At 73.8% G+C, this 26,837-nt stretch carries 26 protein-coding genes, 1 tRNA gene and 1 pseudogene; 11 read left to right on the top strand and 17 right to left on the bottom strand.

Going from position 1 to position 26,837, the window contains the following annotated elements; translation table 11 throughout:
* Positions 1-41 precede the first annotated feature (41 nt).
* A complete protein-coding gene (locus ACFWNV_RS04955) occupies positions 42-1,205 on the bottom strand; it encodes a serine hydrolase domain-containing protein (protein ID WP_383940593.1) in 1,164 nt (387 codons plus the stop codon).
* Positions 1,206-1,384: 179 nt separating this feature from the next.
* Between ACFWNV_RS04955 and ACFWNV_RS04950 the strand changes: the two genes are divergently transcribed.
* Complete coding sequence (locus tag ACFWNV_RS04950; protein ID WP_383940590.1) at positions 1,385-2,233, top strand: Scr1 family TA system antitoxin-like transcriptional regulator; 849 nt, start codon at positions 1,385-1,387, stop codon at positions 2,231-2,233.
* A complete protein-coding gene (locus ACFWNV_RS04945) occupies positions 2,193-2,453 on the top strand; it encodes a DUF397 domain-containing protein (RefSeq protein ID WP_383940587.1) in 261 nt (86 codons plus the stop codon). Before ACFWNV_RS04950 ends, ACFWNV_RS04945 begins: the two co-directional genes overlap by 41 nt.
* Before the next feature lie 4 nt (positions 2,454-2,457).
* Here ACFWNV_RS04945 and ACFWNV_RS04940 read toward each other — a convergent pair whose 3' ends face one another.
* A complete protein-coding gene (locus tag ACFWNV_RS04940; RefSeq protein WP_383940584.1) occupies positions 2,458-4,344 on the bottom strand; it encodes a putative bifunctional diguanylate cyclase/phosphodiesterase in 1,887 nt (628 codons plus the stop codon).
* A 441-nt stretch (positions 4,345-4,785) separates the two neighbouring features.
* Here ACFWNV_RS04940 and ACFWNV_RS04935 point away from each other — a divergent pair, with 441 nt between their 5' ends.
* Positions 4,786-5,985: a M6 family metalloprotease domain-containing protein gene (locus ACFWNV_RS04935; protein ID WP_383940582.1), complete on the top strand. Its 1,200-nt coding sequence runs from the start codon at positions 4,786-4,788 to the stop codon at positions 5,983-5,985.
* A 30-nt stretch (positions 5,986-6,015) separates the two neighbouring features.
* Here the strand turns inward: ACFWNV_RS04935 and ACFWNV_RS04930 are convergent, their stop codons facing one another.
* From ACFWNV_RS04930 to ACFWNV_RS04915, 4 genes are all read right to left on the bottom strand, one after another.
* Entirely contained in the window at positions 6,016-7,152 is a 1,137-nt protein-coding gene (locus ACFWNV_RS04930; RefSeq protein WP_383940579.1) for an alpha/beta hydrolase, read from the bottom strand.
* A gap of 176 nt (positions 7,153-7,328) precedes the next feature.
* A tRNA-Lys gene (locus tag ACFWNV_RS04925) sits at positions 7,329-7,402 on the bottom strand.
* Between the two features lie 18 nt (positions 7,403-7,420).
* On the bottom strand, positions 7,421-7,978 hold the full coding sequence (locus ACFWNV_RS04920; RefSeq protein ID WP_383940576.1) for a bifunctional DNA primase/polymerase: 558 nt from the start codon (positions 7,976-7,978) through the stop codon (positions 7,421-7,423).
* Positions 7,979-8,098: 120 nt separating this feature from the next.
* The gene (locus ACFWNV_RS04915; RefSeq protein WP_383940573.1) at positions 8,099-8,446 is read right to left on the bottom strand and encodes a hypothetical protein; all 348 of its coding nucleotides are present in this window, start codon (positions 8,444-8,446) and stop codon (positions 8,099-8,101) included.
* A 170-nt stretch (positions 8,447-8,616) separates the two neighbouring features.
* On the opposite strand from ACFWNV_RS04915, the gene ACFWNV_RS04910 reads away from it, so the two are divergent.
* Positions 8,617-9,879, top strand: coding sequence for a M20 family metallopeptidase (locus tag ACFWNV_RS04910; protein WP_383940570.1), 1,263 nt, complete (start codon positions 8,617-8,619; stop codon positions 9,877-9,879).
* Here ACFWNV_RS04910 and ACFWNV_RS04905 read toward each other — a convergent pair.
* Positions 9,869-10,438 (bottom strand): NADPH-dependent FMN reductase, encoded by a 570-nt coding sequence (locus tag ACFWNV_RS04905; protein ID WP_383940567.1) that lies wholly within the window; start codon positions 10,436-10,438, stop codon positions 9,869-9,871. The genes ACFWNV_RS04910 and ACFWNV_RS04905 overlap by 11 nt on opposite strands.
* 106 nt (positions 10,439-10,544) lie before the next feature.
* On the opposite strand from ACFWNV_RS04905, the gene ACFWNV_RS04900 reads away from it, so the two are divergent.
* Entirely contained in the window at positions 10,545-11,045 is a 501-nt protein-coding gene (locus ACFWNV_RS04900) for a MarR family winged helix-turn-helix transcriptional regulator (protein WP_383940564.1), read from the top strand.
* Positions 11,046-11,099: 54 nt separating this feature from the next.
* Here ACFWNV_RS04900 and ACFWNV_RS04895 read toward each other — a convergent pair whose 3' ends face one another.
* The 5 genes and pseudogenes from ACFWNV_RS04895 to ACFWNV_RS04875 form a co-directional block, all read right to left on the bottom strand.
* Complete coding sequence (locus ACFWNV_RS04895) at positions 11,100-12,500, bottom strand: signaling protein (protein WP_383940561.1); 1,401 nt, start codon at positions 12,498-12,500, stop codon at positions 11,100-11,102.
* A 112-nt stretch (positions 12,501-12,612) separates the two neighbouring features.
* Entirely contained in the window at positions 12,613-13,950 is a 1,338-nt protein-coding gene (locus tag ACFWNV_RS04890; protein WP_383940659.1) for an AAA domain-containing protein, read from the bottom strand.
* A 2-nt stretch (positions 13,951-13,952) separates the two neighbouring features.
* On the bottom strand, positions 13,953-15,557 hold the full coding sequence (locus ACFWNV_RS04885) for a hypothetical protein (RefSeq protein WP_383940559.1): 1,605 nt from the start codon (positions 15,555-15,557) through the stop codon (positions 13,953-13,955).
* Positions 15,545-16,831 (bottom strand): hypothetical protein, encoded by a 1,287-nt coding sequence (locus ACFWNV_RS04880; RefSeq protein WP_383940556.1) that lies wholly within the window; start codon positions 16,829-16,831, stop codon positions 15,545-15,547. Before ACFWNV_RS04880 ends, ACFWNV_RS04885 begins: the two co-directional genes overlap by 13 nt.
* Before the next feature lie 235 nt (positions 16,832-17,066).
* A pseudogene (locus ACFWNV_RS04875) lies at positions 17,067-17,540 on the bottom strand (phosphatase PAP2 family protein); the annotation flags it as partial.
* 323 nt (positions 17,541-17,863) lie between these two features.
* Here ACFWNV_RS04875 and ACFWNV_RS04870 point away from each other — a divergent pair.
* The gene (locus ACFWNV_RS04870) at positions 17,864-18,460 is read left to right on the top strand and encodes a histidine phosphatase family protein (RefSeq protein WP_383940553.1); all 597 of its coding nucleotides are present in this window, start codon (positions 17,864-17,866) and stop codon (positions 18,458-18,460) included.
* Positions 18,461-18,566: 106 nt separating this feature from the next.
* On the opposite strand, the gene ACFWNV_RS04865 is transcribed toward ACFWNV_RS04870, so the two are convergent.
* From ACFWNV_RS04865 to ACFWNV_RS04855, 3 genes are read right to left on the bottom strand one after another with little or no spacing between them, the layout of a single operon-like run.
* The gene (locus ACFWNV_RS04865; RefSeq protein ID WP_383940550.1) at positions 18,567-18,962 is read right to left on the bottom strand and encodes a type II toxin-antitoxin system VapC family toxin; all 396 of its coding nucleotides are present in this window, start codon (positions 18,960-18,962) and stop codon (positions 18,567-18,569) included.
* Positions 18,962-19,237 (bottom strand): hypothetical protein, encoded by a 276-nt coding sequence (locus tag ACFWNV_RS04860; RefSeq protein ID WP_383940547.1) that lies wholly within the window; start codon positions 19,235-19,237, stop codon positions 18,962-18,964. Before ACFWNV_RS04860 ends, ACFWNV_RS04865 begins: the two co-directional genes overlap by 1 nt.
* 8 nt (positions 19,238-19,245) lie before the next feature.
* Positions 19,246-20,598, bottom strand: a complete 1,353-nt coding sequence (locus ACFWNV_RS04855) for a tetratricopeptide repeat protein (protein ID WP_383940544.1) — start codon at positions 20,596-20,598, stop codon at positions 19,246-19,248.
* Between the two features lie 317 nt (positions 20,599-20,915).
* Here ACFWNV_RS04855 and ACFWNV_RS04850 point away from each other — a divergent pair, with 317 nt between their 5' ends.
* Both ACFWNV_RS04850 and ACFWNV_RS04845 read left to right on the top strand, forming a co-directional pair.
* A complete protein-coding gene (locus ACFWNV_RS04850) occupies positions 20,916-21,332 on the top strand; it encodes a hypothetical protein (protein WP_383940541.1) in 417 nt (138 codons plus the stop codon).
* 80 nt (positions 21,333-21,412) lie between these two features.
* On the top strand, positions 21,413-22,291 hold the full coding sequence (locus tag ACFWNV_RS04845) for a spermidine synthase (RefSeq protein ID WP_383940538.1): 879 nt from the start codon (positions 21,413-21,415) through the stop codon (positions 22,289-22,291).
* Positions 22,292-22,310: 19 nt separating this feature from the next.
* Here the strand turns inward: ACFWNV_RS04845 and ACFWNV_RS04840 are convergent, their stop codons facing one another.
* Positions 22,311-23,813, bottom strand: coding sequence for a class I adenylate-forming enzyme family protein (locus tag ACFWNV_RS04840; RefSeq protein WP_383940535.1), 1,503 nt, complete (start codon positions 23,811-23,813; stop codon positions 22,311-22,313).
* A 69-nt stretch (positions 23,814-23,882) separates the two neighbouring features.
* On the bottom strand, positions 23,883-24,425 hold the full coding sequence (locus ACFWNV_RS04835; protein ID WP_383940532.1) for a hypothetical protein: 543 nt from the start codon (positions 24,423-24,425) through the stop codon (positions 23,883-23,885).
* Between the two features lie 79 nt (positions 24,426-24,504).
* On the opposite strand from ACFWNV_RS04835, the gene ACFWNV_RS04830 reads away from it, so the two are divergent.
* The 3 genes from ACFWNV_RS04830 to ACFWNV_RS04820 all read left to right on the top strand — a co-directional run bounded on the left by ACFWNV_RS04830 (position 24,505) and on the right by ACFWNV_RS04820 (position 26,829).
* Entirely contained in the window at positions 24,505-25,194 is a 690-nt protein-coding gene (locus ACFWNV_RS04830) for a response regulator transcription factor (protein WP_383940529.1), read from the top strand.
* Between the two features lie 10 nt (positions 25,195-25,204).
* On the top strand, positions 25,205-26,596 hold the full coding sequence (locus ACFWNV_RS04825; RefSeq protein ID WP_383940526.1) for a sensor histidine kinase: 1,392 nt from the start codon (positions 25,205-25,207) through the stop codon (positions 26,594-26,596).
* A 68-nt stretch (positions 26,597-26,664) separates the two neighbouring features.
* Positions 26,665-26,829 carry a DUF5993 family protein gene (locus ACFWNV_RS04820; RefSeq protein ID WP_383940523.1) on the top strand — a complete coding sequence of 55 codons (165 nt, stop codon included), beginning with the start codon at positions 26,665-26,667 and terminating at the stop codon, positions 26,827-26,829.
* The last annotated feature ends 8 nt before the right edge of the window (positions 26,830-26,837 follow it).

Genomic DNA, 26,837 nt, shown 5'->3' with positions numbered 1-26,837 from the left:
AGGGTGCGGGGGTTGCCGTGTTGTCAGCCCTGTCAGCCCTGTCAGCCCTGTCCGCCCTGGCCGCACAAGGCGTGGTCGACGAGGTCGCGCAGCGCGTCCTCCTGGCGGGCCGCGACCTGCGGGTCCGCGGAGCGGCTGTGCGCGGAGACGGTGACGGTGCGCCGTCCGTCCGTGGTCGTCGCCGCGCGCATGTCGTATCCGAAGCCGTTTCCGCCGTGGCCGAGGTAACCGCCACCGCAGGACAGCGGCGTGAAGAACAGGCCCAGGCCGTCCCGGGTGCCTTCCGGGTGACCGCTGTCCGGCGGCATCGGCACGGTGTCGCGCAGCGCGGCGAGTTCGGCGGGCTTCAGCAGCTGTCCGGCCGCCAGTGCGGCGAAGAAGCGGTTGAGGTCGCGCGCCGTACCGGTCATCGAGCCGTCGGCTCCGCTGTCGAAAGGACGGTAGGCGATCGTCGTGTCGACCAGGGGGCCGTTCGCGGTGAACTGCTGGTGGTTGGTGGTGTGGGGATGCGGGAGGAAGGGCCACGTGCCGGGAGTGGCGGTCTGCCGGAGGCCGAGCGGGCGCAGGACGCGGTCGTGGACCTGCTGCTCCCAGGTGTGGCCGGTGACCTTCTCGATGATCATTCCGGCCAGTACGTAGTTGGTGTTGGAGTACGCCCAGCGGGTGCCTGCCGGGAAGGCGGGTTCGTGGCGCAGGGCCAGGGCCACCAGCTCTTCGGGCCGGTAGGTGCGCCACCGGTTGGCCAGGTAGGTCCGGGCGGTGGGTTCGGGGAAGACGTCGGGGACGTACTCGGGCAGGCCGCTGGTGTGCCGGAGCAGATCGCGGAGGGTGATGGTCCGGCCGTCGTTGCCGGCACCGGATACAACCCCGGGCAGTAGCTCCTCCACCGTCTGGTCGAGGGAGATCCGCTTCTCGCCCACGAGTTGCAGGACGACGGTGGCGACGAACGTCTTGGTGGTACTGCCCAGCCGCAGGTACCCGCCCTCCGGAACCCCCACCCCGGAACGGGCCGTGACCGTCCCGCGCGGGGTGTCCAGGCGGACCGCCACCCCGGTGACCCCGGTGTCCCGCAGCGCGTCGGCGTCACGCTGGACGGAACCGGCCGGGTCGGAGGGTCGTGGCGCGGCCGAAGCCGCGACGGAGGGCAGGGAGGACAGGGTCAGCGCCAGCACTGCGGTTGATAACCAGAAACGACGAGAGATCATCAACCGAGGCTAGGAACGGCCGAGGGGCGACGGCCATCCCGCATACGCCCCGACTCGAACGGGTGCCAGCCGGATGGACAGCGCACGGCTTGCCGAATTCCCCGTACCGGAGCGTGTCGAAGTCACTACGCTCGGCGATGAGTTGGATCCGCACGCGTCTTCATGGGGGTGACCATCCCATGGTCAACATCCGCGCTCTCGATCCCAGCGCCTCGCCGCTGGACTACTACGGCAACGAACTCCGCCGCCTACGGGAGGCTGCCGGCCTGAAGCAGCAGCAGCTGGGCGACAAAATCTTCTGCGCCGCCTCCCTGATCGGGCAGGTGGAGACCGCGAGGAAGGTCCCGACCCGCGACTTTTCGGAACGGCTCGATGCGGCGCTGGGCACGGACGGGCACTTCTCCCGGCTGGTGGGGCTGGTCCTACGGAGCCAGTTGCCCCACTGGTTCCAGGCGTACGCGGAGATGGAGGCCCAGGCCGAGTACATCTCCACGTTTCAGTGCCAGTTGGTCTACGGTCTCCTCCAGACGGAGTCGTACGCCCGAGCGCTGATCGGCGTGGACCGCCCCGACCAGGTCGACGAGCTGGTGGCGGGCCACATGGAGAGGCAGCGCCTTCTGGAGCGCGAGCAGCCACCGGCACTGTGGGTGGTCCTCGGCGAGGCCGTGCTGCACCAGGAGGTCGGCGGGTGCGAGGTCATGCGGGACCAGCTCACACACTTGTTGAGCTTTGCCCATCGGCCCTGGGTGCAGATTCAAGTGCTGCCTTTCTCGGCTGGAGCGCACACGGGCATGCAGGGGTCGTTCACCCTCCTCCGCTTCGAGAGTGATCCGGACCTGATCTATGAAGAGGGGTATGCGCAGGGCTACATGTCTGCCAATCCACCAGTGATCAGGGAGCGTTCGGTCGGATACGCTCGGCTGCAAGCCGGGGCGCTCTCGACGGAATGCTCGGCGGCGTTGATCACTCGGGTAATGGAGGAACGCTATGGGAACCAACCAGAACCTGGCGGGCGCGCTGTGGCGTAAGTCGTCGTACAGCGGGACCACCGGCGGTGAATGCGTCGAGTGTGCCCCGCTCGGCACGGCCGCCTGGCGCAAGGCCTCGTACAGCGGAACCAACGGGGGCGACTGCATCGAGATCGCCGCCCAGCCCTGCCGCATCGCCGTCCGGGACTCCAAGCGCCCCGACGGCCCCGCCTTCACCGTGAGGCCCGAGGCCTTCGGGGCCTTCGTCCGGAGTCTCTGACTCATCAGACCTCCGGGTGCGGCGCGGGTCCCTCCGGCTGGGCGGGGCCCGCGGCGGCCTGGCGGCTGATGATGGCGGCGATGGCTTCCGGGGCCACCGCGCGGGAGTACAGCCAGCCCTGGCCGGTGTCGCAGCCGACGCGGCGCAGGCGGGCCGCCTGGCCGGCGGTTTCCACGCATTCGGCGGTCACCGTCAGGCCCAGTCGGTGGGCGAGCTGGACCAGGGCTTCGACGATGGTCTCGTCGGCCGGGTTCGGGTGGGAGCCCTCCTCGTAGCGGAAGCCGCGGACGAAGGAGCCGTCCAGTTTGAGGACGGAGACGGGCAGGCGGCTGAGGTAGGCCAGGTTCGAGTAGCCGGTGCCGAAATCGTCGATGGCGATCCGCACCCCCATGTCGCTCAGTGCCTGGAGGGCCTGGAGCGGGCGGCCCGCCGAGCCCATGACGGCCGACTCCGTCAGTTCGAGCTGGAGGAGCTGGGGGGCCAGTCCGGTCTCCGCGAGGATCTCGGCGACGTCGCCGACGAGGTCGGAGTCCCAGACCTGGCGGACGGCCACGTTGACGGAGACGAAGACGGGGGAGTCGCTGGGCTGCTCGATCTGCCAGCGGCGGGCCTGGCGGCAGGCGGTCTGGAGCACCCAGCGGCCCAACTGGACGATGGAGCCGTCCTCTTCGGCAATTCCGATGAACCGATTCGGCGTCAGAGTGCCGAACTGCGGGTGGTTCCAGCGCACCAGGGCCTCCACCCCGCGCACCGCCCCGCTCTCCAGGTCCACCAGCGGCTGGTACTCCACGTTGAACTCGCCGCGCTCCACGGCCGGCCGCAGCGTCGAGGACAGGGCCTGGCGGGTCATGCGGTGGGCGTTGCGCTCCGGGTCGAAGAGGGTCCAGCGGGCCTTTCCGTCGGCCTTGGCCCAGTAGAGGGTCGTGTCCGCGGCCTGCATCAGGCCGGTCGCCGAGGTGCCGGCGGCCGCCCGCTCCACCACCCCGATGGACGCGGAGACCGACAGCCGCTGCCCGGCCAGGTCGAAGGGCTCCTGTACGGCGGCCAGGACGCTCCGCGCCAGGTCCGCGAGCTGCTCGGTGCCGGTGGAGTCCTCGACGAGCAGGGCGAACTCGTCGCCGCCGAGCCGGGCCACCAGGTGGCCGCCGGTGCGCCCGTAGCCGGACTGGTCGGCGCACTGGGTGAGCCGCTGGGCGACGGCGGTCAGCAGCCGGTCGCCGACCCGGTGGCCCAGGGTGTCGTTGACGGCCTTGAACCCGTCGAGGTCCAGGTAGCAGAGCCCGATCCGGCCCGTGCCGCTCTGCCCGTACGAGGAGGCCTCCAGGGCGGCGGAGAGCCGCTCGAAGAACAGCGCCCGGTTGGCGAGGCGGGTCACCGGATCGTGCATCTGGAGGTGGCGCAGCCGGGCCTGGAGGTCGCGCCGGTCGCTGATGTCGGCGACGGAGAGCAGCACGTCACCGGTGCCGGGGACGGGGCCGAGGGTGATCTCGGTCCACAGGGAGTGCCCGTCGGGGTGCTTGAGGCGGCGCGTGCAGCGGAGCCGGGCCTGCCGGCCGCGCAGCACCTCCTGGTAGGCCTGCCAGGTCCGGGCCTCGGAGGCCAGGTCCACCAGCTCGGCGGCGGACTGCCCGGCGAGGAGGTGCGGCTCGGAGCCGAGGAGGGCGGCGAGGGCCTGGTTGGCTCCGGCGATGTGGCCGGTGCGGTCGACGACGGCCATGGGGAGGTGGGCCGCGTGGAAGGCGGCCCGGTAGTCGGCGGGGTGGTCGTCCGGGCGGTCGGCCGGGTGCTCGGCCCGGGAGTCGGCCGGGTAATCGTCCGCGCGGTTGGTCTGGTGGTCGGCGCGGTCCGGGGTTGCCGTCGTCGCCGGCGTTGCCGGGTGACGCTGCGTCATGGCCGGTCGGATGCTGTCGGCCGCCGAACCGGTTCCGTCTGGGGTTCCGCTCACCCTTGGCTCCCGCAGTGCGTGTGAGTGTCCGTGCAGGAAAGTGTGCCGATCATAGAGGTTCCCGTACGGCCCTATCCAGCGGCGACGCCGTGCGGGGCGCGGGAGTTCGGCGTGATGACGGTTCGTCGGCCTGACGGCGAATGATCGTTTCCGCGCGGCTGTGAGCATCCGGCGCCCACCGCTGATCCGACCTGATCGGTCGTGACTTTCCGTAGGCGCATGTGCGAAACCCGGCGTCACCGGCTTGCCCTAGTGCTCACTCGTGTGGGGCAGCGGAACAGGGCATTAGTAAGACAATCGCCCCAAGGTGGATGAAGAGGTACTAATCCACCACCGGAGGTCGATGTGCCGCGACAGCAGACACCCGGGGGAGTGGACCGCTCCCGCATGCGAACCACGGCGGCGGCGCTCACCTCCCTGACGGCGCTCGCCGCCATGTCGCTCGTCGCGGGACCCGCGGTCGCCGCTCCCGGAGCCGGACCCTGCGCGCTGACCCGTACCGCCGCCCACCACTCCCTGGGCCTGGACAGCTGGAACGGCGCCTACCCCAAGCCCGAGCGCACCCTCAACGCGGTCATGGTCTTCCTCTCCTTCCCCGACCACCGCACCACCCTGACCACCGACGAACTCACCGCCGACTACTTCCCGGCGACCAGCGAGTTCTTCGAGCGGGCCTCCTACGGCCGCTTCCGGCTGGTCCCGCACCCGCAGAAGCAGTGGATCCAGATGCCGAAGCCGTCCGCCGCCTACGGGATACAGCGCGACTGGGCCCCGGCGGACCGGGCCGCCTACCTGCGCGACGCCGTGGCCGGAGCGGACCCGTCGGTGGACTTCAGCCGGTACGACGTCGTCTACTTCGTCGCCGACCCGGACGCGCCCGGAGTCGACTCCGACGCCACCAAGGTCGTCAACTTCGAGCAGCCGATCCGGGCGGACGGAGCCGACCTGCGCCGCATCGTCACGGTCTTCGAGAAGCACCCGCCGGACCGCAACGTACTGGCCCACGAGACCGGCCACGTCTTCGACCTGCCCGACCTCTACCACCGCCCCTCGGACGGCAAGGGCGACTGGGACACCTACGTCGGGGACTGGGACGTCATGGGCAGCCAGTTCGGCATGGCCCCGGACCTCTTCGCCTGGCAGAAGTGGAAGCTCGGCTGGCTCGACGCCTCCCAGGTGGACTGCGTGGTGTCCGGCTCCTCCCTGCACACCCTCCAGCCCCTGTCCGAGGCCCCGCGCCCCGGCGGCACGGGCGGCACCCGGCTCGCGGTGATCCGTACGGGCCCCGGCAGCGCGATCGCCGTCGAGGCGCGGGGCTCCGCGGGCAACGACGGGGACACCTGCACCGAAGGGGTCCTCATCTACCGGGTCCGCAACGAGGCGGCCTCGGGCGGCGGGCCGATCGAGGTCGTGGACGCGCACCCCCACACCGAGGCCTGCTGGGACCGGTCGGTGTACCCGCCGCTGGCGGACGCCCCGCTGGAGGTGGGGGAGACCTTCACCATTCCGGAGGAGCGGATCACCGTGGAGGTGGCGGACCGCACGCAGTCGGGCGCGTACACGGTGAAGATCACGCGGGAGCGGTAGCGGTAGCGGCGGCGGCAGGGGTCGCCGCCGTCAGCCGCGCGTCCAGCGGAAGCCGACCTCCGGGTAGCGCGGGGAGGGGGCGTTCAGCAGCGGCGACGGCCGGCCCTTCAGGAACCGGTCGAGGCACAGGCGGGTGTAGGTGCGGATCAGCTCGGTCGAGCGGGCCGGGTCCAGGGTCCCGAGCAGCTCGGCGTACAGATCGGCCGGCCAGGCTTCCCCCAGGCCGCCCGGGCCGGCGAAGTGCGGCAGATCGGTGTAGGTGAGGTGGCCGGTGCCGTGCGCCCGCAGCTGGCGGCCCCAGCCGCGCTGGTGCTCGCGCCAGCGCCGCCAGGTGTCGTGGTCCTCCAGCGCGGTGAGCAGCAGGTACGGGCGGTCCAGCCCGAGGTCGGCCACCGGCGAGCCGAACAGGGCGCCGTCGAGGCCGACGCCGACGGCGAAGCGGTCGTCCACCCGGAGGAGTTCGGCAGCGGCGGCCCCTCCCATGGAATGTCCGACGACGCCGATCCGGCGGGGGTCCGCGCGGGGCGAGCGTCGCCGACGGGTCAGGGCCGTGGCGACGAACCGCAGGTCACCGACGCGCGCGGCTATTTCCAGGCGCTCCTGGCGCTCCCAGTCGTCCGATTCCTCGGGCAGCACGCTGTGGACGGCCCGGCCGCCGGGGAACTCCACCACCGCGGCGTCGTAGGTGTGGTCGATGCCCGCGACCAGGTACCCGTACGAGGCGAGCTCCTCGGCCAGGGCGGTGCAATTGCTGCGGCCGCCCTTGCGCCCGTGCCCGAGCAGCACCAGCGGCAGCGCTCCCGCCGCGGCCGGCGCACCGGTCCTGGCGTGCGGACGTACGGCGGCCAGGGTGCCCGCCCGGAGCGGCAGGCCCGCCTCCAGGGCGGCGGCGACCCGGCCCGTGGTGTACGGGGCCCTGCGGCATCCGGCGGTGGTGAGCGCGGGGTACCAGAGCTGCACCATGAGCTCGCGCGGCCTGCGGTCCGGGGCGAGCGGGTCGTCGCGGTCGTGGTCGACCAGGTGCAGGTCGACGGTGCCCACCGGCTGCCCGGAGGTGGGAGCGGGAAGGTCGATGAACCGTCCGGCGGCCCGCGCGGGTACGGCGGGCAGGGCGACCGCCCCCGCGCCCGCTCCGGCGAGCACGAGAAGGGACCGGCGCGTGACCATCAACCACCCCAAGGCAACGGTGTGCGGAAGGACTTGACGGTTGCTCACCCTAGAAGGTCTGGACCATTCTGCCTAGGCGTGGGGGCGCCGGTGCGCGCGGTCGCGCGGCTGCGGCACGGGATCTGCGGGGGGACACGAAAAAGACCCCCACCTGAGTGGGGGTCCTTCTCCGTCTGTGCGCCGCCAGGGACTCGAACCCCGGACCCGCTGATTAAGAGTCAGCTGCTCTAACCAACTGAGCTAGCGGCGCTTGGTGACGAGAGAGACATTAGCACCCCGAGCGGCGATCGGAAAAATCGATATCCGCAGCTCGGGTGGCACGGACGAACGCCCACAGCAGCGCCTCGGGCCCGGGCAGCCACGGAAGGCGCGCGTCGGGCGCCACGAGCCAGCGCGAGGGGCCCCCGTCGGCGGCCAGCGGGGGCACGGTGACGGCGTCGCCGGGGCCGTGGCAGAGCGGGGCGGGCACGGGGCTGCTCCACTCCTCCCAGGCCAGCAGGGCCGGGAGGCGGTGGGCGGTGCCGGGGGTGGCGAAGAGCAGGGTCCGCCCGCGGTGCACGGCGGCCGGCCCGGAGCCCGGGCCTTCGGCCCAGAGCAGGTCGAGCATCCGGCGGCCGAGGACGAGGGGGACGTTGACGACGTCGAAGGCGGTCCCGCAGGGCAGCACGGCGGGCGCGGTGGGCCGGGCCTGCCAGGCGGCCAGCGTGCCTCCGGGCTGGGCGGAGGCCGAGGCCAGCCAGGCGGCGCCGGCCGGGGTGACGTGGGTCGCGGAGGCGGTCGTCGTCGTCCGCAGGTCGAACGCGGGACAGCCGGTCAGGGTCGTCATGCGTCCAGGTCTACCCGCGGTAGCGATCCGGTCTCCGGGAGTTACGGGAAACCGGGACAGGGCGGGTGGGACTGGGGTATGTTGCGCCCCGCATATGCCAGAGGTTGAGGCCGGCCCCCCTCAGGCGCCCTCGGGGGCGGTGCCGCGCAGCAGGGACTCGCCGAACTCGATCATCTTGCGGGCGTAGTCCTCGGTCCACTCCGCCTGCTCCGCGATCGCGGAGGCCGGCAGCCGGTCGAACCGCCGGGGATCCGCGAGCTGTGCCGCGGCCACCGCCTGGAACTCCACCGCCCGCTCCTGGGCGGCGCGGAAGGCGAGGGTCAGCTCGGTCGCCCGGGTCAGCAGTTCCCGCGGGTCGTCGATCGATTCGAGGTCGAAGAAGTGCTCCGGGTCCGTGACGGTCTCCGACGGCTCGAAGAGCAACTGCGCGGGCCGCAGCCTCCGCTCGGTCCGCTCGGGCTCTGCCATGCGTGTCCTCCTGCTGGACGTGGAAAGGGCTTCCGGGCCGAAGGGCCTGCGCGGTTGCGCGGCTCCGCGGCTCCGGGGCGCCGGGGCTGGAAAAGCTTCCGGGCCACCGTCCATTGTCCAGCTTCACGCAAGGGTGCCCGAGGTCCCGGCGCATGGGTTAGAACGTACGTATGGCCGATGGTGTGCACGAGGACCTGGACAAGCTCTGTGACGAGGGCATCGAGCAGGTGATCGGCTGGCGCCGTCATCTGCACCGCAATCCGGAGCTGCCGAACCGCGAGGCCGCCACCGCGCGACTCGTGGCCCGGGAGCTCACCGGCTTCGGACTGGACGAGGTGCGGACCGGCATCGCCGGGCACGGGGTGGTCGGGGTGCTGCGCGGCGGCCGGCCCGGGGACCGGGTGGCGGCGCTGCGGGCCGACATGGACGCCCTGCCCGTCCCCGACCGCTGCGGTGCGGACTTCGCCGCCACCGGCGCGGCCTCGCACGCCTGCGGCCACGACTGCCACACCGCGATGCTCCTCGGAGCCGCGCGCGCACTGGCCGACGTACGGGTGCGGGAGCGGCTGCCCGGAACGGTGCTGTTCGTGTTCCAGCCCGCCGAGGAGGGCCCGCCCGTGGACGAGGAGGGCGGGGCACGCCTGATGGTGGCCGAGGGGGCCTTCGCCGATCCGGTCCCCACGATGGCCTTCGGCATGCACGTCACCCCGCACCCCAAGGGCTGGATCGGCTACAAGTCCGGTCCGATGTACGGGGCCTCCTGCCTGGTCCGCATCACCGTCGCGGGCCGGCAGTCCCACGCCTCCTCGCCCTGGCACGGCATCGACCCGATGCCCGCCGTCGGGGCGCTGCTGACCGGGATCGGCCAGCTCTACCGGCAGGTGTCGGCTTTCTCCCCGGTCACGGTCTCCATCGGCCACATCGAGGACGTCGGCCGGTTCAACGTCATCGGGGAGACGGTCACCCTGTGGGGCACGATCCGCTGCGCCGAGGAGCGGGACATGCCCGAGGTCAAGCGCCGGCTGACCGTGCTGGCCGAGCACACGGCCGAGGCCTACGGGGCCTCCGCGGCCGTCGAGCTGCTCCAGGACGTGCCCGCCGTGTGCAACGACGCGGCCTGGGTCGAGGCCGCGCTGCCCACGATGCGCCGGGTCGCGGGCGCGGACCGGGTGGTGGAGGTCGGCGGCACGCTGGGCTACGACGACGTCTCCGAGTTCATCACCCGCTTCGGCGGGCTGTACGTGATGCTCGGCGTCCAGGACACCGCCCTGGACCCGGCGAGCGGCGAACCGGTGGCCGTCCCGGGCGGCCGGGGCCTGGTGGGCAACCACCACCCCGGTTTCTACGCCGACGACGCCACCCTGCTCACGGGCGTACGGCTGCACGCGCACGCCGCGTACGACCACCTGACGGGGGCCCTCGTCACGCGCTGACCGGCGTCCTCGCCAGGGCGGCGAGCTCCTCCAGTACGGCCGCCAGCCGGTCCGCGAGGCCCTCCGGGGCCCGGAACCCGTCGGCCGTGACCAGCCCCGTGATGCCCGGAACGGCCGCCGAGGCCACGGCCGGGACCATGCCGACGGCCTCCAGCACCGGCCGCAGCATCCGCCCGGCCGGGGCGCCGCCGGAGCCGCCCGCGCTGTAGGAGAGCAGGCCGGCCGGCTTGCCCTGCCATTCGCGGTAGAGGAAGTCGATGGCGTTCTTGAAGGGGGCGGTGAAGCCGCCGTTGTACATCGGCAGGACGAAGAGGAAGGCGTCGGCGGAGTCGACCAGGGCGCTCCACGCGCGGGTGTGGGCGTGGGCGTAGACGCCGGTGGAGGCGTAGGCGGGCTCGTCGAGGAAGGGCAGGGCGATCTCGGCGAGGTCGACGGGGGTGACCTCGAAGCGTCCCGCTTCCCGTGCCTGTCCGGCGGCCCAGTGGGCCAGGGGGCGGGCGGCGGAGGTGGGGCGGACGGAGGCGGAGATGACGTGCAGGCGGATCGGGCGGGGGTTCACGGGGGCTCCCTGAGGGTTTTGTTGACGTGTCACCTATGGAAGCGCGAGAGTGTGTGACGTGTCAACTAGATAGGTGACGTGTCACGCATCGGTCTAGACTTGGACCATGAGCGAGAAAGAGAGCGGCCACGGGACCGAGAGCGCACCGCGCTGGCTCAGCGAGCCCGAACAGCAGGCCTGGTACGCCTGGCGGCGGATGTTCCCGCTGGTCAACGCCGATATCGCGCGCGATCTGACCCAGGACAGCGGCCTCTCCGAAGCCGACTACGACGTCCTGTCCGTCCTCGGCTCCACCGACGGCCACCGCATGCGCATCAGCGCCCTCGCCGTCCTCATGCAGTGGTCCCGCAGCCGGCTCTCCCACCAGCTCACCCGCATGGAGCAGCGGGGCATCGTCCGCCGCGAAGAGGTGGCCGACGACGGGCGCGGCGCCGAAGTGGTGCTCACCGAGCAGGGCGTCACCGCGATCATGACGGCCGCACCGCTCCACGTGGAATCGGTGCGCCGCCACCTGATCGACATCCTGACCCCGGAGCAGCTGCGCACCTTCGCCGAGGTGGGCGAACTGCTCCGCACCCGGCTCGGCGTCGAACGCAAGACCCGCTGAGCCGGGCCCGTGCGGCCCGGCACGCGATCAGCCGGTTCGGCTGGTTCAGCCGGTTCAGCTGGTGAAGAAGCCGGCGTCGAGTCCGATCCAGCCGGTGAGCTGGCGCTGGTCGAAGACGACGAGCGAGCCGTCGGTGAGGACCTCCCACCGGATGGTGAGGGAGTCCGTGACGCCGGAGCCGGTGGTGACGCCGATCAGGCCCTGGGTGCGCTGGGGGCGGATGTGCGGCGGGAGGGTGAGGACCTTCTCGCCGTTGGTCCACGGGGCGCCGTCGGCGCGGGCCAGCCGCAGGTGGAGGTCGACGCGGTTGCCCAGCTGGCGGTACTGGGGAACGTAGTTGCCGGAGTTGGGCGTGTAGACGGCGGTGTCGTAGTCCAGGTTGGTCCACGGGACGTGCTCGCCCGTGCCGTCGGTGGTGCTGGTGATGCCATAGAGGGCCATGCGGCGCGGTCCTGGTTCTTGGGTGGCGAAGCCGAAAACGAGCTGGGGCCCGTCGGGCGTCGGACGGACGGTGATGGATTCGGTCTCGCGGTGGGAGAGGCCGAGGGCGGTGGTGTTGAACCGCCGCTCGATCGTCTGCCCGGTGGTGATGTCGTAGACGTTCCACCAGGAGTTGCCCGGGGCCGGGTTGGCCGGACCGTAGGCGCTGCCCTCGTTCTGGTAGACGAGGTCACCGGCCAGGCACCAGGCCTGGGTGCGGTAGCGCGCCGGGAACGCGTGCAGCGGGGTGAAGGACCGGCGCTTGAAGGCGTCGAGGTCGTAGACGCGGTACTCCTCGGCGCCGTGCGCCCCGTGGCGTATCCCGATGCGGCCGCGCCCGGCATCCAGGGACGGGGTGATGCCGGAGGTCCCCGGAACGGGGTCGAACACCTCGATGCCGGCGCTCCCCGCATCCACGACGGCATCGGGAGCGAACGCGATGCGGCCGATGCGCTTGCCGTAGGCGAAGCCGTCGGCGACGGGGGTGGCGTCGGTCTCCAGCCAGAGCCAGACGCGGCCGTCGGCGTGCTCGACGCCCAGCCCGCCGCCGTGGCCGACACCCCTCAGGTACATGACGGCACGGACGGCGCCGTCGGGGGCGACCTCGTTGATGCACAGGTCGCCCCGGCGCTCGCGCTCGACGCCGGGTACGGGGGCGGACTCGTCGGCGAGCTGGCGGCCGTCGCTGATGAGCTGCGTCGCGTAGGCGAGGCCGGTCACCGGATCGAAGGCGACCTGCTGGTGCACCCTGCCCTGGGTGAGCCGGATCTCCTTGCCGAACAGGTCGGCCGGCTCGGCCCGCAGGTCGAACCTGTTCCGCGCGTGCAGGCCCGGGCCGGTCGGGCTCTTGGCGAGGGGGCCGGCCGCGAGGGCGGTCTGACGGCCGGCTGCCCGTGCGGCTGCGGCGGGGACGATGACCGGGACGGCGGCCACGGCGGCCGCGGTGGTCAGGACGGTACGGCGGGTCAACGGCATGACGGGAGTACAAGCCCCCTTCTGAAATGATCACTTGTACGGTGAAGTGATTTTCACATGCCGAACCGGGGGTCCCGGAGCCACTGCTCCGGCCCCGGTAGCCACCGCTCCGCTACGGCCGCCAGAGCACCCGGTGCTCGGCCAGGTGGGCCAGGACCGAGTGGTTGGCCTCCCAGCCGTCCGGGAACTTCATCGTCACGCCCAACTGCACCGGTTCCGAGGACGGGTGGGCGTCCAGGAGGTCCGCTATCCCCGCCCTGGCCACGACCACGCAGGCGTGCCGGTGCCGGGAGGCCAGCACGCACAGCCGGCCCGTCTCCAGGTGGAAGGCGGTCGCGTCGGGGCGGCCCGACAGGGGGTGCAGGACCACCGTGAGGTCGTACTCGCGGCCCTGGAGCCGGTTGGCCGTGTCCACGGTGACCCCCGTGACCCCGATCGCGCACAACGCCGCCCGGACCGCCGCCGCCTGGTCCCGGTGCGCGGTGCCGACCGCGATCCGGTCCGCCGTCAGCGGGGACGGGCCGCCCGGCTGCTCGTCCACCGTCACCGCACCCCGGTCCAGCGCCCGGCGCACCACCAGGGCCACCGCCCGCACCGCCTCCGGGTCGGTGCGCGGGGTGTGCCGGGCCGGCAGCTCCAGCAGCCCCCACCCCGACTCGGCGGCCTCGTCCAGCACCCGGTCGGGGCCCGAGCCGTCGCCCGCGACCCCGTAGGACAGCCGCCGGTCGCCCGGGCCGGTACCGCTGCGGAACTGCGTGTACGGGTAGAAGGCGCGGGAGACCAGCGGCGCGGCCGAAGCCGGCAGCCGCCAGGACACCGGCAGCCGGTGCTGCGGCAGGTCCGGGTTGTGCGCCAGCAGGGTGGACACCGCCGAGGCCGAAGGATCGTAGGACAGGCCCGCCCACTGCTCGGCCCCGACCACGCTGAAGGGGTCGAGCTGCCCCGGGTCGCCCACGAACAGCGCCCGGTCGAACAGCCCGGCCACGGCCAGCAGCGCGTCCGACCGCATCTGGTACGCCTCGTCCACGATGGCGTGCTCCCAGGGCTCCACGTCCTTGACCCACGCCCACTTGGCCGCCGTCGAGATCGTGACCGGCAGCCCCGCCAGGTCCCCCGGCTTCGCCGAGAGGACCACGGAGTCCAGGTCGCGCAGCGCAGGATCGTAGGCATCGCCCTCGCTGCTGTGCAGCCGGCCCACCTTCAGCTCCGGATCCTTCGCGTGCAGCCGCAGCACCAGGTCGTCGACCTGCGCATTGGTCTGCGCGACCACCATCAGCCGGCGCCCGGCCGCCGCCAGGTCCCGGGCGGCCCGGACGACCAGGGTGGACTTCCCGGCCCCGGGCGGGGAGTCGACCACCACGCCCCGGGCCGTGCCGTGCAGGGTGTCGCGCAGGATGGCGTCGGTGGCCCGGCCGGCGGCCGCGCCCGGATCGAAAGCGGTGCTCGCGATGCTCACAGGAGGTCCTCGGCGGTCACGGGATCGGGCAGCGGCAGCACGGGGGTGTCGCCGGTCAAGTGCGCGGGCGGTCCGCCGTGGGTCCACGGGGTCCGCTCGGGGTCCGGCAGCTTCGGGCCGCCGCGCGCATCGTGCTCGAACAGCGTCCAGCAGACCCGGTCGCCCTTCTCCGGCACCGAGCCCGGCTCCGGGTCCTTGCCGCGGCCCATCTTGTCGAGCAGGCGCAGCACGAGCCGGCCGTCCTCCTCGCGGCGCACGAACTGCGCGCTCTGCGGGCGCCCGTCCAGCGAGCGGTACACCTTCGGACCGCCGCTGCCGCCGCCGTCCCCGGTGAGCTGCGGCCGGTCCTCCGTGGCCACCCACACCAGGGGGCGCGGGCTCGGCCGCTTCGACTCCGTCCACTCCATGACCACTTCGGTGACCTCGCCGGCGAAGGCCTCGCCCGAGAGCCGCCGGCCCGCCATCACCAGCAGGTCGTCCAGCGCCTCCTGGGCGTCGAGCCGTACCTGCTCGGTCTCCCGCGCCGCGAGCTTGCGCGCGGCCGTCACCGCGTCGTCGCGGCGCGGCTGCGGGCCCTCGCCCGCCCGGACCCGGTCCCGGTGACCGGTGTACGACCAGCGGTCACCGGTCCAGCGGTCCTCGGTGCGCTCGCCCGGGGGCAGTTCGCGGAGCAGGGCGACCGATTCCCAGACCGCCCGCCAGGTGCCCTCCATCTGCTCCACGACCAGCCGCCGGACCGCCTGCTCGGCGGCGGCGCGCCGTCCGTCGCCGTTCCCGCTCGCCGCCTCGGCCGCCCGGGCCGCGTCGAACTTCGCGATCGCCGGGGCCAGCAGCTTGTTGTCGAAGGCCGGATCGGTGGCCGGGCCCGCCGGCGGGACCAGCAGCAGGCCCTGCGGGTCCCGGCCGAGCTCGGCGCGCAGCGCCCGCTCGGCGCCGGATTCACCCTCGGGCGGGGCGATCCACGCCAGCAGGGCGCCCAGGTGCTGGTCCTCCAGATTGCTCTGCCCGGTCGCCCAGTGCCGCGACAGCAGGTCCGTCGCCGACAGCAGCATGGAGGAGCCGGGCACCCGGGAGCGCTCGGCGAGGTGCGTGAACCAGCGGCCCAGCAGCGGCACCTGCGCGGGCGCCGGGTAGGGGTGCTCGGGGTCCTCCTCGGCGGTCCGCCGGAACCGCATGGAGCGCCCCAGCAGCCGCACGTACTCGATGCCCGCGCGGCTCGGCACGATCAGCTGCGGCGCGTCCAGGCACAGCTCGGCCGCCACCTTGACCCGCTTGCCCGTCTCCGGATCGGTCTCGGTGCGCTCCACCGGCTCCACGGCGTCCGCGTAGCCCTCGATGTACGGGACCACGTGCCCGGCCAGCTCCGCCAGGAACTCCCACCGCAGGTCCCGGTCGCGCGGCTGCGGTATGGCCAGGACGTGCGGCCGGTCCGGATCGGTGCCGACCATCGCGCCCAGCGGAGCCCCGGCCTCGCCCGCCGTGGTCAGCGGTACGAAGACCAGCGGCTGCTCGCTCAGATGCCGGTGCCGTACGGTCGCCAGCGGCTGGGCCCGCCCGGCGCGGACGGCCTCCAGCCGGGCCAGGGTGTTCAGCAGGGACATGCGGCGGCCTCCGTGCGGACGCGGGCGGGGGCCTGCTCCAGCGCCTCGGCGCGCAGCCGGGCGGCCTGCCGCAGCGCGGCGGCCGTGGGGTCGTCGGGGGCCGCCCCGTCGGGGGAACCGCATGCCGCCGCGAGGGCCGCCTCGACCGTGGTCAGCCCGCCCAGCTCGCCCCGTACGGAGCGGCCGAGCGCGGTCACCTCGTCGGCCGTGCGGGCCCGCTCCCGGCAGTGGAAGGCCAGCTCGCAGGCGGCCAGGCACTCGGGGGCGTAGGAGGCGGACACGGCCGACACGGCCTCGGTCAGCTCCTCGGCCGAGGACGCCGGGTCGAAGGTGAGGCCCGCGGGCAGGGCCCCGGCCAGTTCCTCGACCCGGGTGAGCCGCTCCAGCTGGCGCCGGGTCACCGAGCGCTCGCGGCGGACGTCAACGGGGGCGGCGGTGGGCAGGTTGGAGAAGTCCTTGGGGCAGACGAGCAGCACGGTGTGCCCGACCTCGGCGCCGGCCACCTTGGCGGCGGTGGTCTCCAGGGCCAGGACGTAGACGGCGGCCTGGCGGGCGGCGGCGCCCACCTTCGCGGCGTCGGCCGACCCGTCGATCATCGGGAACGACTTGATCTCCACCACGGTCCAGCGCCCGTCGGGGTGCACGACGACCGCGTCCGGCTCCAGGTAGGCGGGGGAGCCGGCCACCTCCAGCGCGAGCATGGGGTGGTCGAGCAGGGTCCAGGCCCCGGCGGCGGTCGCCTCGCGCAGGGCGAGCGCGGTGCGGGCGGCGCGGCCCTGGGGGCCGGCGGCCGTGAGGTCGGGGGTGAGGGCGTCCGGTCCGGGCGGGTCCGCGACGCCGCCGGAACCCGCGGTGCCGGATCCCGCGCCGAGGTGCTCGTACACCAGCCGCAGGAGCTCGGCCCCGCCGTCTCCCTTGACCTTGGCCTCGAAGGAGTTGCCGCGCACGATGGCGAACTGCGACTGCCCGAAGGCCGCGGGGGAGCCGAGGGCGGCGGCGAGGACGGTCTTGTCCACGCCGGCCCCGTCGAGCAGGGCGCGTCTGCCGCACCCGGGGTTGGCGGCGAGGGCCGCCAGCGCGCGGGCGTCGAGCGGGCGCGGTGCGACATCGGGGCCGCGCAGGTCAGCGAGCCGCTGCCGCAGCGTCTTCGGGGGACTCGGGGGATTCGTCGGCTGCGCGGCCTGGGTGGCCTGCCATGCCGCCGGCTGCGCCGTCGGTCCGGGGGACCGCGGCGGGGTCTGCGGCGGCTGACCGCTGGACGGGTAGGAGCTCACCCGCGGAAGTCTCCCATCCGCCACTGACAATCGTGGACTTACGGCGGAAACCGGCTGTTCGGGTGGTGTGCGGGCCGGCCGCGGCGGAACCCGGGGACCCGGCGGAAGCGGCGCTCCGGTCGATCCCGGTGATCCCCGCGATCCCGGTGATCCCCGCGGGCAGGGCGCGGGCGGCGAGGTAGCCGGCGCCCATCACGGCGGCCCCGGCGACGGCGTCGAGGAAGTAGTGGTTGGCGGTGCCCATGACCACGAGGGTGGTGACGGCGGGGTACGCGGCCCCGAGCGCCCGGACCAGCGGCCGGCGCGCACAGCTCCACAGCACGATCCCGCACCACAGGGCCCAGCCCACGTGCAGGCTGGGCATGGCCGCGAACTGGTTGGTGAAGGAGCCGAGCCCGCGCGGGGCGCTGGCCTCCCCGCCCCACCAGCCGTAGGAGCTGTAGCGGGCCATCGTGTCGGTGAACCCGTACGAGGCGTCGAGCAGCCGCGGCGGGCAGGTGGGCAGCAGGGCGAAGCCGACGAGCCCGAGGAGGGTGGAGAGCATGAGCCAGGTGCGGGCGAAACGATACTGCTGGGGGCGGCGCCGGTAGAGCCAGACCAGCACCGCGGGGGTGACGAGGTAGTGCAGGGAGGCGTAGACGAAGTCGGCGGGTATGCCGAGGACGGCCTGCGCGGTGAAGAGCCGGTTGAGCGGCCGCTCCAGGTCCATGGCCAGGAGCTCCTCCAGGCGCAGGATCGCGAGCCCGTGGTCCACCGCCATCCCGACGTCGCCCCGGGCGAGGAGTCTGCCACCCGAGTACGCCGCGTAGACGAGCCCGAGGAGCAGCAGTTCGGCCCACCAACGCGGAGGCTGCCGCCTATTAGTCATACGGCGTATGACGTGTGTGAAGAGGCAAGGGTTGCGCGCCGTTCACCTGATGGATGATGGAACGGCGACGGAACCCCCGCAAAGCAGTGCGAATGGTCGGGCCGTCGGTGCTCCACCCGTCCCGCCCGCCCCACCCATCCCACCCCTCGACCAGGAGAACTCATATGGCCCCCCGCATCCTCTTGGCCCGTCACGGCCAGACGGCGTGGTCCCAGCTCGGCAAGCACACCGGACGCACGGACGTGCCCCTGCTGGAGGAGGGCAAGCGCGGCGCCAAACTGCTCGGCGAGCGCCTCTCCCGCGACCCGTGGGCGAGCCTGCGCGGGCTGGAGGTGCGCACCAGCCCCCTGGTCCGCGCCAGCGAGAGCTGCGACCTGGCCGGCTTCGGGATCCAGGCGGAGCCGTGGGACGCGCTGATGGAGTGGGACTACGGCGACTACGAGGGCATGACCCCGGCCGAGATCCAGGCGATCCGGCCCGGCTGGCTGATCTGGCGCGACGGGGTCCCGGGCGGCGAGTCCGTCGCGGACGTCTCGGCCCGCGCCGACGAGGTCGTCACCTGGGCCCGCTCGGCCGAACGCGACGTCCTCGTCTTCGCGCACGGCCACATCCTGCGCACCCTGGCCGCCCGCTGGCTCGGCTTCGACGCCTCCTTCGGCGCCCGCATCCGCCTGGAGCCGACCTCCCTGTCGGTCCTCGGCTGGGCGTACGGGGCCCCCGCACTGGAGCGCTGGAACGACACGGGGCACCTGGACGCGTAGGCGGCGGGCCGGAAGGGCCGCTCGTGGCCGTCCCCCGGTCCGGCCATCGGGGGCGGCCCGCCGGTGCCCGGAGCCGCATCCGGGCACAGGCACGGGGTTCCCCGTCTCAGACCCCCTGTACGAGCACGCGGTCGCCGCAGAGCAGCCTCATGTCCTGCGCGTCGGACGTGAAGATCGTGACGCTTCCCGGCTGGCGCAGTGCCACGGCGGCGAGGGACGCGTCGATGGCGTACTTGTGCCCGTGCAGGCCGGCGGCCTCCAGCAGCTCGATCGCCTCGCCCGCGATCTCGCGCGTAACCGGTTCCACCGCGATTTTCGAAGGGGTCCACGACCACGCGGCCTTCCTGACCCGCTTGTGATAGGCCTCGATGAGCGTCATGGAGCTGGTCACCACCCGAATGCCCGAGCGATCCGCGTCCTTGAGGCGGGCGCCCATGGCACGGTTGCCGAGCACGGCCTGGGAGAGGCCCTCGCTGTCGAGCACGTAGACGAGCCCGGACATCAACTCGCCTTCCGGTCCGGCACGGACCGGGCCTTGAGTTCCGCGTGCTGCCGCTGGAGCGAGAGCCGCTCAGCCTCGGCCAGCGCCAGCTCGGCGTCGGTGACCTCTCCGTGCTCGCCCTCCCACCAGCCGACGAACTCGTGGAGGTGGTCCCGCTCGCGCTGGCGCTCTATGGCCTGGGTGACGTACCGACTGAATCCACCGGACCCCACCTCGGCGCGGATCTCCTCCGCCAGCTCCTCCGGCAGGGTCACGGTGTATTTCTTGGTTGCCATACCAGTCGTCATACCGCCGACGCGTGCCGCCCGAGGAAGGCGCCGACGCGCGGGGAGCGCTGGTGGGGGACCAGGGTGCGGGCCGTGGCCGCCAGCATCGACTGGATGCGGGTCGACTGGACCTGGGCCAGCAGGTCCAGCACCCGGCCGCCCGCCCAGGCGGCCTCGTCGGGGGCGCCCGCGTGGGCCAGGTTGTCCGCCAGCTCCGCGGTGTAGAGGGCGACGTTGCGGGCGAAGTGCGGGTCCTGGAGGTCCGCCGCCCGGCGGGCGTGCCGGGCGGCCCGGGCGTGCTCGCCGAGCGCGGCCCAGCAGCGGGACTCCAGGGACTCCAGCTCGGCCTCGCCGAAGAACGACATCCACTCGGGGTCCGCACCCGCCTCACCGCGGGAGAACTCCGTGTGCGCCCGGGTCAGCGCCTCCTCGCAGGCCTTGCGGTCGGACAGTCCCGCCCAGCCGCCGGCCTCCCGCAGCGCGAGCAGCGACAGCAGCCGCGGGGAACCGAGCGAACGGGCGGCGCGGCGGCCCGCCTGGGCCGCCCGTACCGATTCGCGGGGGCGCCCGCAGTCCCGGGCCAGGAACGCCATGTTGCTGAAGGCGTGCGCCTCCAGCCCGGCGTCCCCGGAGACCCGGGCCGTGGCCAGCGCCTCCGCGTAGTGCGAGCGGGCGTCGTCGAACCGGCCCGAGTCGTGCGCGAGCCAGCCCACCGAGATGGCCAGCTCGCCCGCGCCCGCGTGCAGCCGGTCCTCGGTGGACTGCCGGGTCGCCCCCGCATCGAGCAACGCGTAGGCGGTGCGCAGGGGTTCCGCGGCCCGCCGGTACAGGGCGTCGGCGCCGTGCCGGTCGTCCAGCAGCCGGATCTGGCGTACGGCGTCCTCGACGGCGGCCGCCTCGGACTCGCCGGCGCGGGACGGGATCCGGCGGGTGTCGCCGAGCAGGGTGAGGCTGAGGGTCGCGGCCGCCACGGTCGCGGAACCCCCCGCCATGAACGCGCGACGCAGCACGTCGCTCTCCTTGGAACGCGAAGGGGCAGGGATGCCGGTGGGGTGCGGGCGCTTGGCGAAGGCGGCGAAGGGCGCGGCCTGTTCGCGCTGCGCCAGCCGGCCCCGTACCGTCTCGCGCGGGGAGAACCCCAGGTCGGCCAGGGTGCGGCCGGGGAACATGTGGAGGAAGACCCGCTCGTAGGCGTAGTTGGGGCAGCGGATCTCGCCGGACTCGACCCGGCCGATGTAACGGGCGTCGCAGGAAACCGTTTCTCCGATTTCCTTCGCCGCCCTGCGCACCAACGCGGCGAATTCGGCCGGGGAGTGCTGACCGCGCAGTCGCCGGAAGGGGGTGTTCGGTGAGTGGGGGGACGCCGCCATGGACGTGGCCTCTCTGGGCAAGTGATCGCGCTGCCGGTGCCTGTGCGGTGAAGCGGTGGTGCCTGTGTGACGCGCTGCCCGGCGGGCACGAACGTACCGCCACGGACGGAGGGTTGACTCGGTGTTTGGCTACAAAACGGATATCTCACCCGCGATCCGCCATGAACTGCCATCCTTTGCAGCGTCTTGCCGCCGCACCTGTTGACGTTCCCGTGCGTTGAACCCGTGCGGAGTGGGAGGAAGCCCGCCGGCTTCCGGGACCGCTCGCGCGATGCTCGTACGCGGATCGAGGAGGGGTTCCCTTGGTGGAGGGCGGCATGGAGAGTACGGACGTGAACACCGCGCCCGAGCCCGGAGCGGCCCTCCTCGCGGGCGCCCCGGACCTGGTCACCGTGCCCACCCGGCAGGGGCTGGAGGCCGTCGACATCATCCAGCGGGCCGCCGGACAGGCCAGCCGCGCGGGCGGCGTCGGCCCGGTCCTGCACGACGGCTCCGGCAGCACCCTCGGCTTCCTCGTCCCGCCCGGCACCGCCGACGCCTGGGACCTCCCGGGCAGCGCCTGCACGCACACCAACGGGCGCGGCATGCGCTTCGGCGACACCTCGCCCACCGCGGGCGACACCGGCTGGCTGCTGCCGCCGGACGCCGTCGGGCCGGTCACCGACCCGGAGGTGCTGCGGGCGGCGCTCGGCGAGGCGGCCCGGCTGATCGAGGCCGCCGACAACTGCCGCTGACCCGCTCCGGCAGCTGCCGCTGACCCGCTCCCGCAGCTGCCGCTGACCCGCTCCCGGCCCTGACCAGCCATAATGAGGACGTGGCGAGCAAGGGCAAGGGCAGTGACAAGCGGCGCGGGCGCGAGAGCGCCGAGGCACCGGCCGGGCAGGTCGACGGCGGTCACGCCGCGCTGGAGCCCGACCGGGAGCGGTCGCGCGCCTGGACCCTGCTGATCGACGGCGCCCCGCAGTCCCACGTGGACCTGGACGACCCCGGCCACCTGGACTTCTCCTACCAGCGCCGGATCGGCCACCTGATCGACCTGTTCGCCCCCGCCCGCCAGCCCCTGAACGTGCTCCACCTCGGCGGCGGCGCCTTCACCCTCGCGCGCTACACGGCCGCCTCCCGCCCCCGCTCGACGCAGCAGATCGTCGAGATCGACGCCGGGCTCGTGGCCTTCGTACGGGAACACCTGCCGCTGGACCCGCAGGCCCGGGTCCGGGTCCGCGCGGTCGACGCCCGGGCCGGGCTGGCGAAGATCCCCGACGGCTGGGCCGACCTGGTGATCGCCGACGTGTTCAGCGGGGCCCGGACCCCGGCGCACCTGACGAGCGCCGAGTTCCTGGACGACGTACGCCGGGCCCTGGCGCCGGGCGGCTGGTACGTGGCGAACCTCGCGGACGGTCCGCCGCTCTCCCATCTGCGGGGCCAGATCGCCACCGCCGCGTCCCGGTTCACGGAACTGGCGCTGGCCGCCGACCCCGTGGTGTGGCGGGGGAAACGCTTCGGCAACGGCGTGCTGGTGGCCGCCGACCGGGAGCTTCCGGTCGCCGAGTTCACCCGCCGGGTGGCGAGCGACCCGCACCCCGGGCGGGTCGAACACGGCCGCGCCCTCATCGACTTCGCGGGCGGCGCCGCCCCGGTCTCGGACGCCTCGGCGGTGGCCTCGCCGGAGCCCCCGCCTTCGGTCTTCCGCTGAGCCGCGGCTATCCCCGCGGCTATGCCCGCGGGGCCGCCGCCAGCTCGCGCAGCCTCCGCTTGTCCGGCTTGCCGCGGTCCGTCAGCGGGAGCTCCGGCAGCCAGAACACCGCCGCCGGCCGCTGCCCCGGCGCCAGCTCCGCCGCGACCAGCGCGCACGCCGCCTCCGCCGCCCCGTCCGTCGGGGCGTGCCCGGGGGCCGCGACGAGGAAGGCGCACACCGCCTCCCCGGTGAGCGGGTCCGTGCGCCCGACGACGGCCGCCCGGGCCACGGCGGGATGCCTGGTCAGGGCCGTCTCGATCGGGCCGCAGTAGATGTTCGCCCCGTGCACCATCACCACGTCCTTGACCCGGTCGTCGAGGTACAGGTACCCGTCGGCGTCGAAGTGCCCGACGTCCCCCGTGCGCAGCCAGCCCTCGTGCAGCACCTCGGCGGTCAGGGCGGGCTGGTTGCGGTAGCCGGCCATCACCATGGGGGAGCGCACCCACACCTCTCCGGTGGCCCCCGGCGCGGCGCCCCGCACCTCGACCTCCACCCCGGGAGCCGGACGGCCGACGGAGCCGAGCAGGTGGGGTCGGTCGGCGGCCGCCGCGTCGTGGTCGGCCGGGGAGAGCCGGCTGAGCACCCCGGCCTCGTTCATCCCGTAGCCCTGGGTCCAGCGCACCCCCGGACCCCACCGGGTCAGCGCCCGGCGCAGCCGCTCCGGGTGGACGGGGGAGTCGCCGTAGGAGACCCGGACCAGGCCGGGCACGCCGTCGGCGGTCTCCGGGTCGTCGAGCAGCCGGTACAGCATCGAGGGCGTCAGGTACGTGGCCGCGGGCCCGAGCCGCCGGCAGGCCTCGGCGAACTCCCGGGTGCCGAAGGGGTGCAGGATCTCGGAGCGGCCGCCGGTCCGCAGTTGTTCCAGGCACCGGCCGCCGGAGCGCTGGGAGAGCGAGTCGGTCGACACGAAGGTGAGCGGCGCGGTGTCCGGGGAGTGCGGGGCATCGGTGCGGGTGGCCGTACGGGCCGCCATCGCGGCGAAGGTGGAGGCCACCCCCTTCGGCCGGCCCGTGGTACCGCCCGTGTAGGTCACCCGGGCCACGTCCTCGCCGCGCGCCGCCACCTCCACGGGCAGGGCCTCCCGGGCGGAGGCCAGCTCAAGCAGGGCGGCCAGGCCGATGCGGGCACCGGGGCCCGGCGGCACCGGGGTGTCGTGGACCACCAGGTCGGGCGCGCAGTCCCGTAGGAGCTGGTCGAGTCCGTGGGTGGTGGGGCCGACGCACACGTGGGTCAGCCGGGCCCCCAGCACGTGCGCGGCCAGCCGGACGAGCAGGGTCCGGGGCGGGTTGCCCGCCGAGACGCAGGCCAGTGCGGAGCCGCGCCGGATCCCCAGCTCGGCCAGGGCGCCCGCCAGCCGGTACGTCCAGGCCAGCACCTCGGAGTAGGTCAGGACCCAGGGACCGGAGCCGAGGGCGGGCCGGTCGGCGTACCGCTCGCAGGCCTCGATCAGGTCGGTGACGTACCGCGCACGGGTGCTCATGGCGCCACGGTATCCGGCGGTCCCGACCGGGCGGACGGGCCTGTGGACAAAGGTCCGGGGGCCGCCCGGCTACGGGTCGACGATCTCCACCAGCGGCGGGTGGTCGTGCCAGGTGCAGAACACCGACACCTCGCGGCCGTCGCGGGTGAAGGTGACCCGGATCCAGGACGGCTGCTTCCAGACCTGCATCCGCCAGCCGGCCAGCGGGGTCGCCGACACCAGCTCCGCGGAGGTGGCACCGAGATCGAAGACGACCCGGCCGCCCGAGACGCTGTACGCCTTCACGTTCTCGCCCGGCGGCGCCTGGCGCCGCGGCTGCGGGGTGGGCGGCGCGGAGGACCTGGCGGAAGAGGAGGGGGAGGCCGGCGCGGTGGACGCGGACGGCGAGGGCGACGGCGGCGGAGAGGACGAGGGCGTCGGATCCGGCGGCAGCGCCTGGTGGGTGGAGGAGGAGAGGGGCTGCGCGGCCAGCGGCACCGCGAGCGGCGGATCGTAGGCGGTGCCGGACATGACCGAGTGCACGCCCCACCACGACAGCGTCACCGCCGCCCCGGTCGCCAGGGTCCACGCCCCGGCATGGCCGACCGCTCTACCGACTCGTCCTCGTCGCATCGGGGGACATACTGCACCACCCGCCCCAGACCCGGCCCGCCACCCCTCGGCGTCCCCCGGATGGGCTACGGTGCGGGCCATGGCTAGTGTGCTCGTGGTCGAGGACGACCAGTTCGTACGTTCCGCCCTCATCCGGCACCTGACCGAGGCCTCGCACACCGTGCGCAGCGTCGGCACCGCCCTGGAGGCGCTGCGCGAGGTCGCCCACAACCGCTTCGACGTGGTGATCCTCGACCTCGGACTGCCCGACCTGGACGGGGCCGAGGCGCTCAAGATGCTGCGCGGGATCACCGACGTGCCCGTCATCATCGCGACCGCCCGCGACGACGAGGCGGAGATCGTCCGGCTGCTCAACGACGGCGCCGACGACTACCTGACCAAACCCTTCTCCGTGGAGCACCTCTCCGCCCGGATGGCCGCCGTGCTGCGCCGCGCCCGCTCCGCCGCCGGGGCCGAACCGCCCTCCCGGGTGCTGCGCGTCGGCGGCCTCGCGATCGACCCGCTGCGCCGCCAGGCCGAGCTGGACGGGGCCGTACTGGACCTCACCCGGCGGGAGTTCGACCTGCTGACCTTCCTGGCCGGGCGGCCGGGCGTGGTCGTGGCCCGCCGGGAGCTGCTCGCCGAGGTCTGGCAGCAGTCCTACGGCGACGACCAGACCATCGACGTCCACCTGTCGTGGCTGCGCCGCAAGCTCGGCGAGACCGCCGCCAGCCCGCGCTACCTGCACACCTTGAGGGGCGTCGGGGTGAAGCTGGAGCCGCCGGCGTGAGGGGCTCTCCGTGAGGTGGGCCCTCGTCAAGGTGTGCCTCGCGGTCACCGTGATGGTGGTCGTGGCCTTCGCCGTACCGCTCGGGCTGGTCGTCCAGGAGATGGCCAGCGACCGGGCGTTCTCCAACGCCGAGCGGCAGGCCGCCACCATCGGGCCGACGCTGTCCATCACCACCGACCCGGTGCAGTTGCGCAAGGCCGTGGAGTCCACGCAGATGGGCGCCGACCGGCGGATGGCCGTGCACGTCCCGGCCGTCGGGGACGACCCGCGCGTGGACATCGGCGACGGCTGGGCCGGCGAGCGCGCCGTCTCCGAGACCCGGCGGATCGGGCGGGCCGCGACGGCCCCCGTGGCGGGCGGCGGCTTCGCGCTGCTCCAGCCCGTGGCGCTCGGCTCCGGGGACATCGCCGTCGTGGAGATCCTGGTGCCGGAGAGCGAGGTCAGCAACGGCGTCGCCACCGCCTGGCTGGTCCTCGCGGGGGTCGGCCTCGCCCTGATCGTGGGCTCGGTGGCGGTCGCGGACCGGCTCGGAGCCCGCCTGGTGCGGCCGGCCGAGCGGCTCGCGGACGCCGCGCACCGGCTGGGCGAGGGCCGGCTGGGGGCCCGGGTCCCGGAGGACGGGCCGAAGGAACTCCGCTCGGCAGCCGTCGCGTTCAACTCGATGGCGGACCAGGTCGTGGAACTCCTGGCCAACGAGCGGGAGCTGGCCGCCGACCTCTCGCACCGGCTGCGCACCCCGCTGACGGTGCTGCGGCTCAACGCGGCCTCCCTCGGCGACGGTCCGGCCGCGGAGCAGACCCGGGCGGCCGTGGAGCAGCTGGAGCGGGAGGTCGACACGATCATCCGTACCGCCCGCGAGCAGCGCCCGGCCGCGGCGCAGGGCCCGGGCGGGGTGCAGGGGGCGGGCGCCGGCTGCGACGCCTCCGAGGTGATCCGCGACCGGATGGGGTTCTGGTCGGCGCTGGCCGAGGACGAGGGCCGCGAGGTGCGGCTCGCGGGGGTCGACCGTACGGTACGGATCCCCGTGGCCCGGCCGGAGCTCGCCGCGGCGCTGGACGCCATGCTGGGCAACGTGTTCCGGCACACCCCGGAGGGCACCCCCTTCGCGGTGGACGTCCACGACGCCGGGGACGCGGTCATCGTGCTCGTCTCGGACGCGGGGGGCGGCATCTCCGATCCGGACGCGGCCCTGCGGCGCGGCAACGACGGCGGCCGCGACGGGTCCACGGGCCTGGGGCTGGACATCGTGCGGCGGGTCGCGGAGTCGACGGGCGGGGACGTGCGGCTGGGGCGTTCGGTGCTCGGCGGCACCGAGGTGCGGGTGTGGATCGCGCTGGACGGGCGGGCCCGGGGCGAGTCCGCCCGCGCCGGACGCGGCCGACGCAAGCGGCGACGCAACTGACGTAACCCTGGGCCGGGCGGGGGCGCGCCGCACGCCCGGCATGTCCCCCGGTCGGTACGGTCCGCGCCATGGACACCCTCATCTTCGGCGGCCTCCTCGCCACCCTGATCGCGATGTACCGGGACTCCCCGCGGTTCATCGTGCTCGGCGCCTGGTGGCTCGTGCTCCTCGCCGTGATCCTTCTGATGGCGCACCACATCACCGGCGGCCTCGCGCTCACCTTGAGCTACTGACCGTGGCC

Source organism: Streptomyces sp. NPDC058401, assembly GCF_042722885.1.
Taxonomy (GTDB): Bacteria; Actinomycetota; Actinomycetes; order Streptomycetales; family Streptomycetaceae; genus Streptomyces.
The sequence above is the reverse complement of the archived record's forward strand: the minus strand, read 5'-3'. Positions and strand labels throughout refer to the sequence as shown.

What these genes read in the sequence shown, in the direction of transcription:
- ACFWNV_RS04955 (WP_383940593.1), bottom strand. Translation starts at nt 1,205, where the DNA reads ATGATCTCTCGTCGTTTCTGGTTATCAACCGCAGTGCTGGCGCTGACC.
- ACFWNV_RS04950 (WP_383940590.1), top strand. Translation starts at nt 1,385, where the DNA reads ATGGTCAACATCCGCGCTCTCGATCCCAGCGCCTCGCCGCTGGACTAC.
- ACFWNV_RS04945 (WP_383940587.1), top strand. Translation starts at nt 2,193, where the DNA reads ATGGGAACCAACCAGAACCTGGCGGGCGCGCTGTGGCGTAAGTCGTCG.
- ACFWNV_RS04940 (WP_383940584.1), bottom strand. Translation starts at nt 4,344, where the DNA reads ATGACGCAGCGTCACCCGGCAACGCCGGCGACGACGGCAACCCCGGAC.
- ACFWNV_RS04935 (WP_383940582.1), top strand. Translation starts at nt 4,786, where the DNA reads ATGCGAACCACGGCGGCGGCGCTCACCTCCCTGACGGCGCTCGCCGCC.
- ACFWNV_RS04930 (WP_383940579.1), bottom strand. Translation starts at nt 7,152, where the DNA reads ATGGTCACGCGCCGGTCCCTTCTCGTGCTCGCCGGAGCGGGCGCGGGG.
- ACFWNV_RS04920 (WP_383940576.1), bottom strand. Translation starts at nt 7,978, where the DNA reads ATGACGACCCTGACCGGCTGTCCCGCGTTCGACCTGCGGACGACGACG.
- ACFWNV_RS04915 (WP_383940573.1), bottom strand. Translation starts at nt 8,446, where the DNA reads ATGGCAGAGCCCGAGCGGACCGAGCGGAGGCTGCGGCCCGCGCAGTTG.
- ACFWNV_RS04910 (WP_383940570.1), top strand. Translation starts at nt 8,617, where the DNA reads ATGGCCGATGGTGTGCACGAGGACCTGGACAAGCTCTGTGACGAGGGC.
- ACFWNV_RS04900 (WP_383940564.1), top strand. Translation starts at nt 10,545, where the DNA reads ATGAGCGAGAAAGAGAGCGGCCACGGGACCGAGAGCGCACCGCGCTGG.
- ACFWNV_RS04895 (WP_383940561.1), bottom strand. Translation starts at nt 12,500, where the DNA reads ATGCCGTTGACCCGCCGTACCGTCCTGACCACCGCGGCCGCCGTGGCC.
- ACFWNV_RS04885 (WP_383940559.1), bottom strand. Translation starts at nt 15,557, where the DNA reads ATGTCCCTGCTGAACACCCTGGCCCGGCTGGAGGCCGTCCGCGCCGGG.
- ACFWNV_RS04870 (WP_383940553.1), top strand. Translation starts at nt 17,864, where the DNA reads ATGGCCCCCCGCATCCTCTTGGCCCGTCACGGCCAGACGGCGTGGTCC.
- ACFWNV_RS04865 (WP_383940550.1), bottom strand. Translation starts at nt 18,962, where the DNA reads ATGTCCGGGCTCGTCTACGTGCTCGACAGCGAGGGCCTCTCCCAGGCC.
- ACFWNV_RS04860 (WP_383940547.1), bottom strand. Translation starts at nt 19,237, where the DNA reads ATGGCAACCAAGAAATACACCGTGACCCTGCCGGAGGAGCTGGCGGAG.
- ACFWNV_RS04855 (WP_383940544.1), bottom strand. Translation starts at nt 20,598, where the DNA reads ATGGCGGCGTCCCCCCACTCACCGAACACCCCCTTCCGGCGACTGCGC.
- ACFWNV_RS04850 (WP_383940541.1), top strand. Translation starts at nt 20,916, where the DNA reads ATGGAGAGTACGGACGTGAACACCGCGCCCGAGCCCGGAGCGGCCCTC.
- ACFWNV_RS04840 (WP_383940535.1), bottom strand. Translation starts at nt 23,813, where the DNA reads ATGAGCACCCGTGCGCGGTACGTCACCGACCTGATCGAGGCCTGCGAG.
- ACFWNV_RS04835 (WP_383940532.1), bottom strand. Translation starts at nt 24,425, where the DNA reads ATGCGACGAGGACGAGTCGGTAGAGCGGTCGGCCATGCCGGGGCGTGG.
- ACFWNV_RS04830 (WP_383940529.1), top strand. Translation starts at nt 24,505, where the DNA reads ATGGCTAGTGTGCTCGTGGTCGAGGACGACCAGTTCGTACGTTCCGCC.
- ACFWNV_RS04820 (WP_383940523.1), top strand. Translation starts at nt 26,665, where the DNA reads ATGGACACCCTCATCTTCGGCGGCCTCCTCGCCACCCTGATCGCGATG.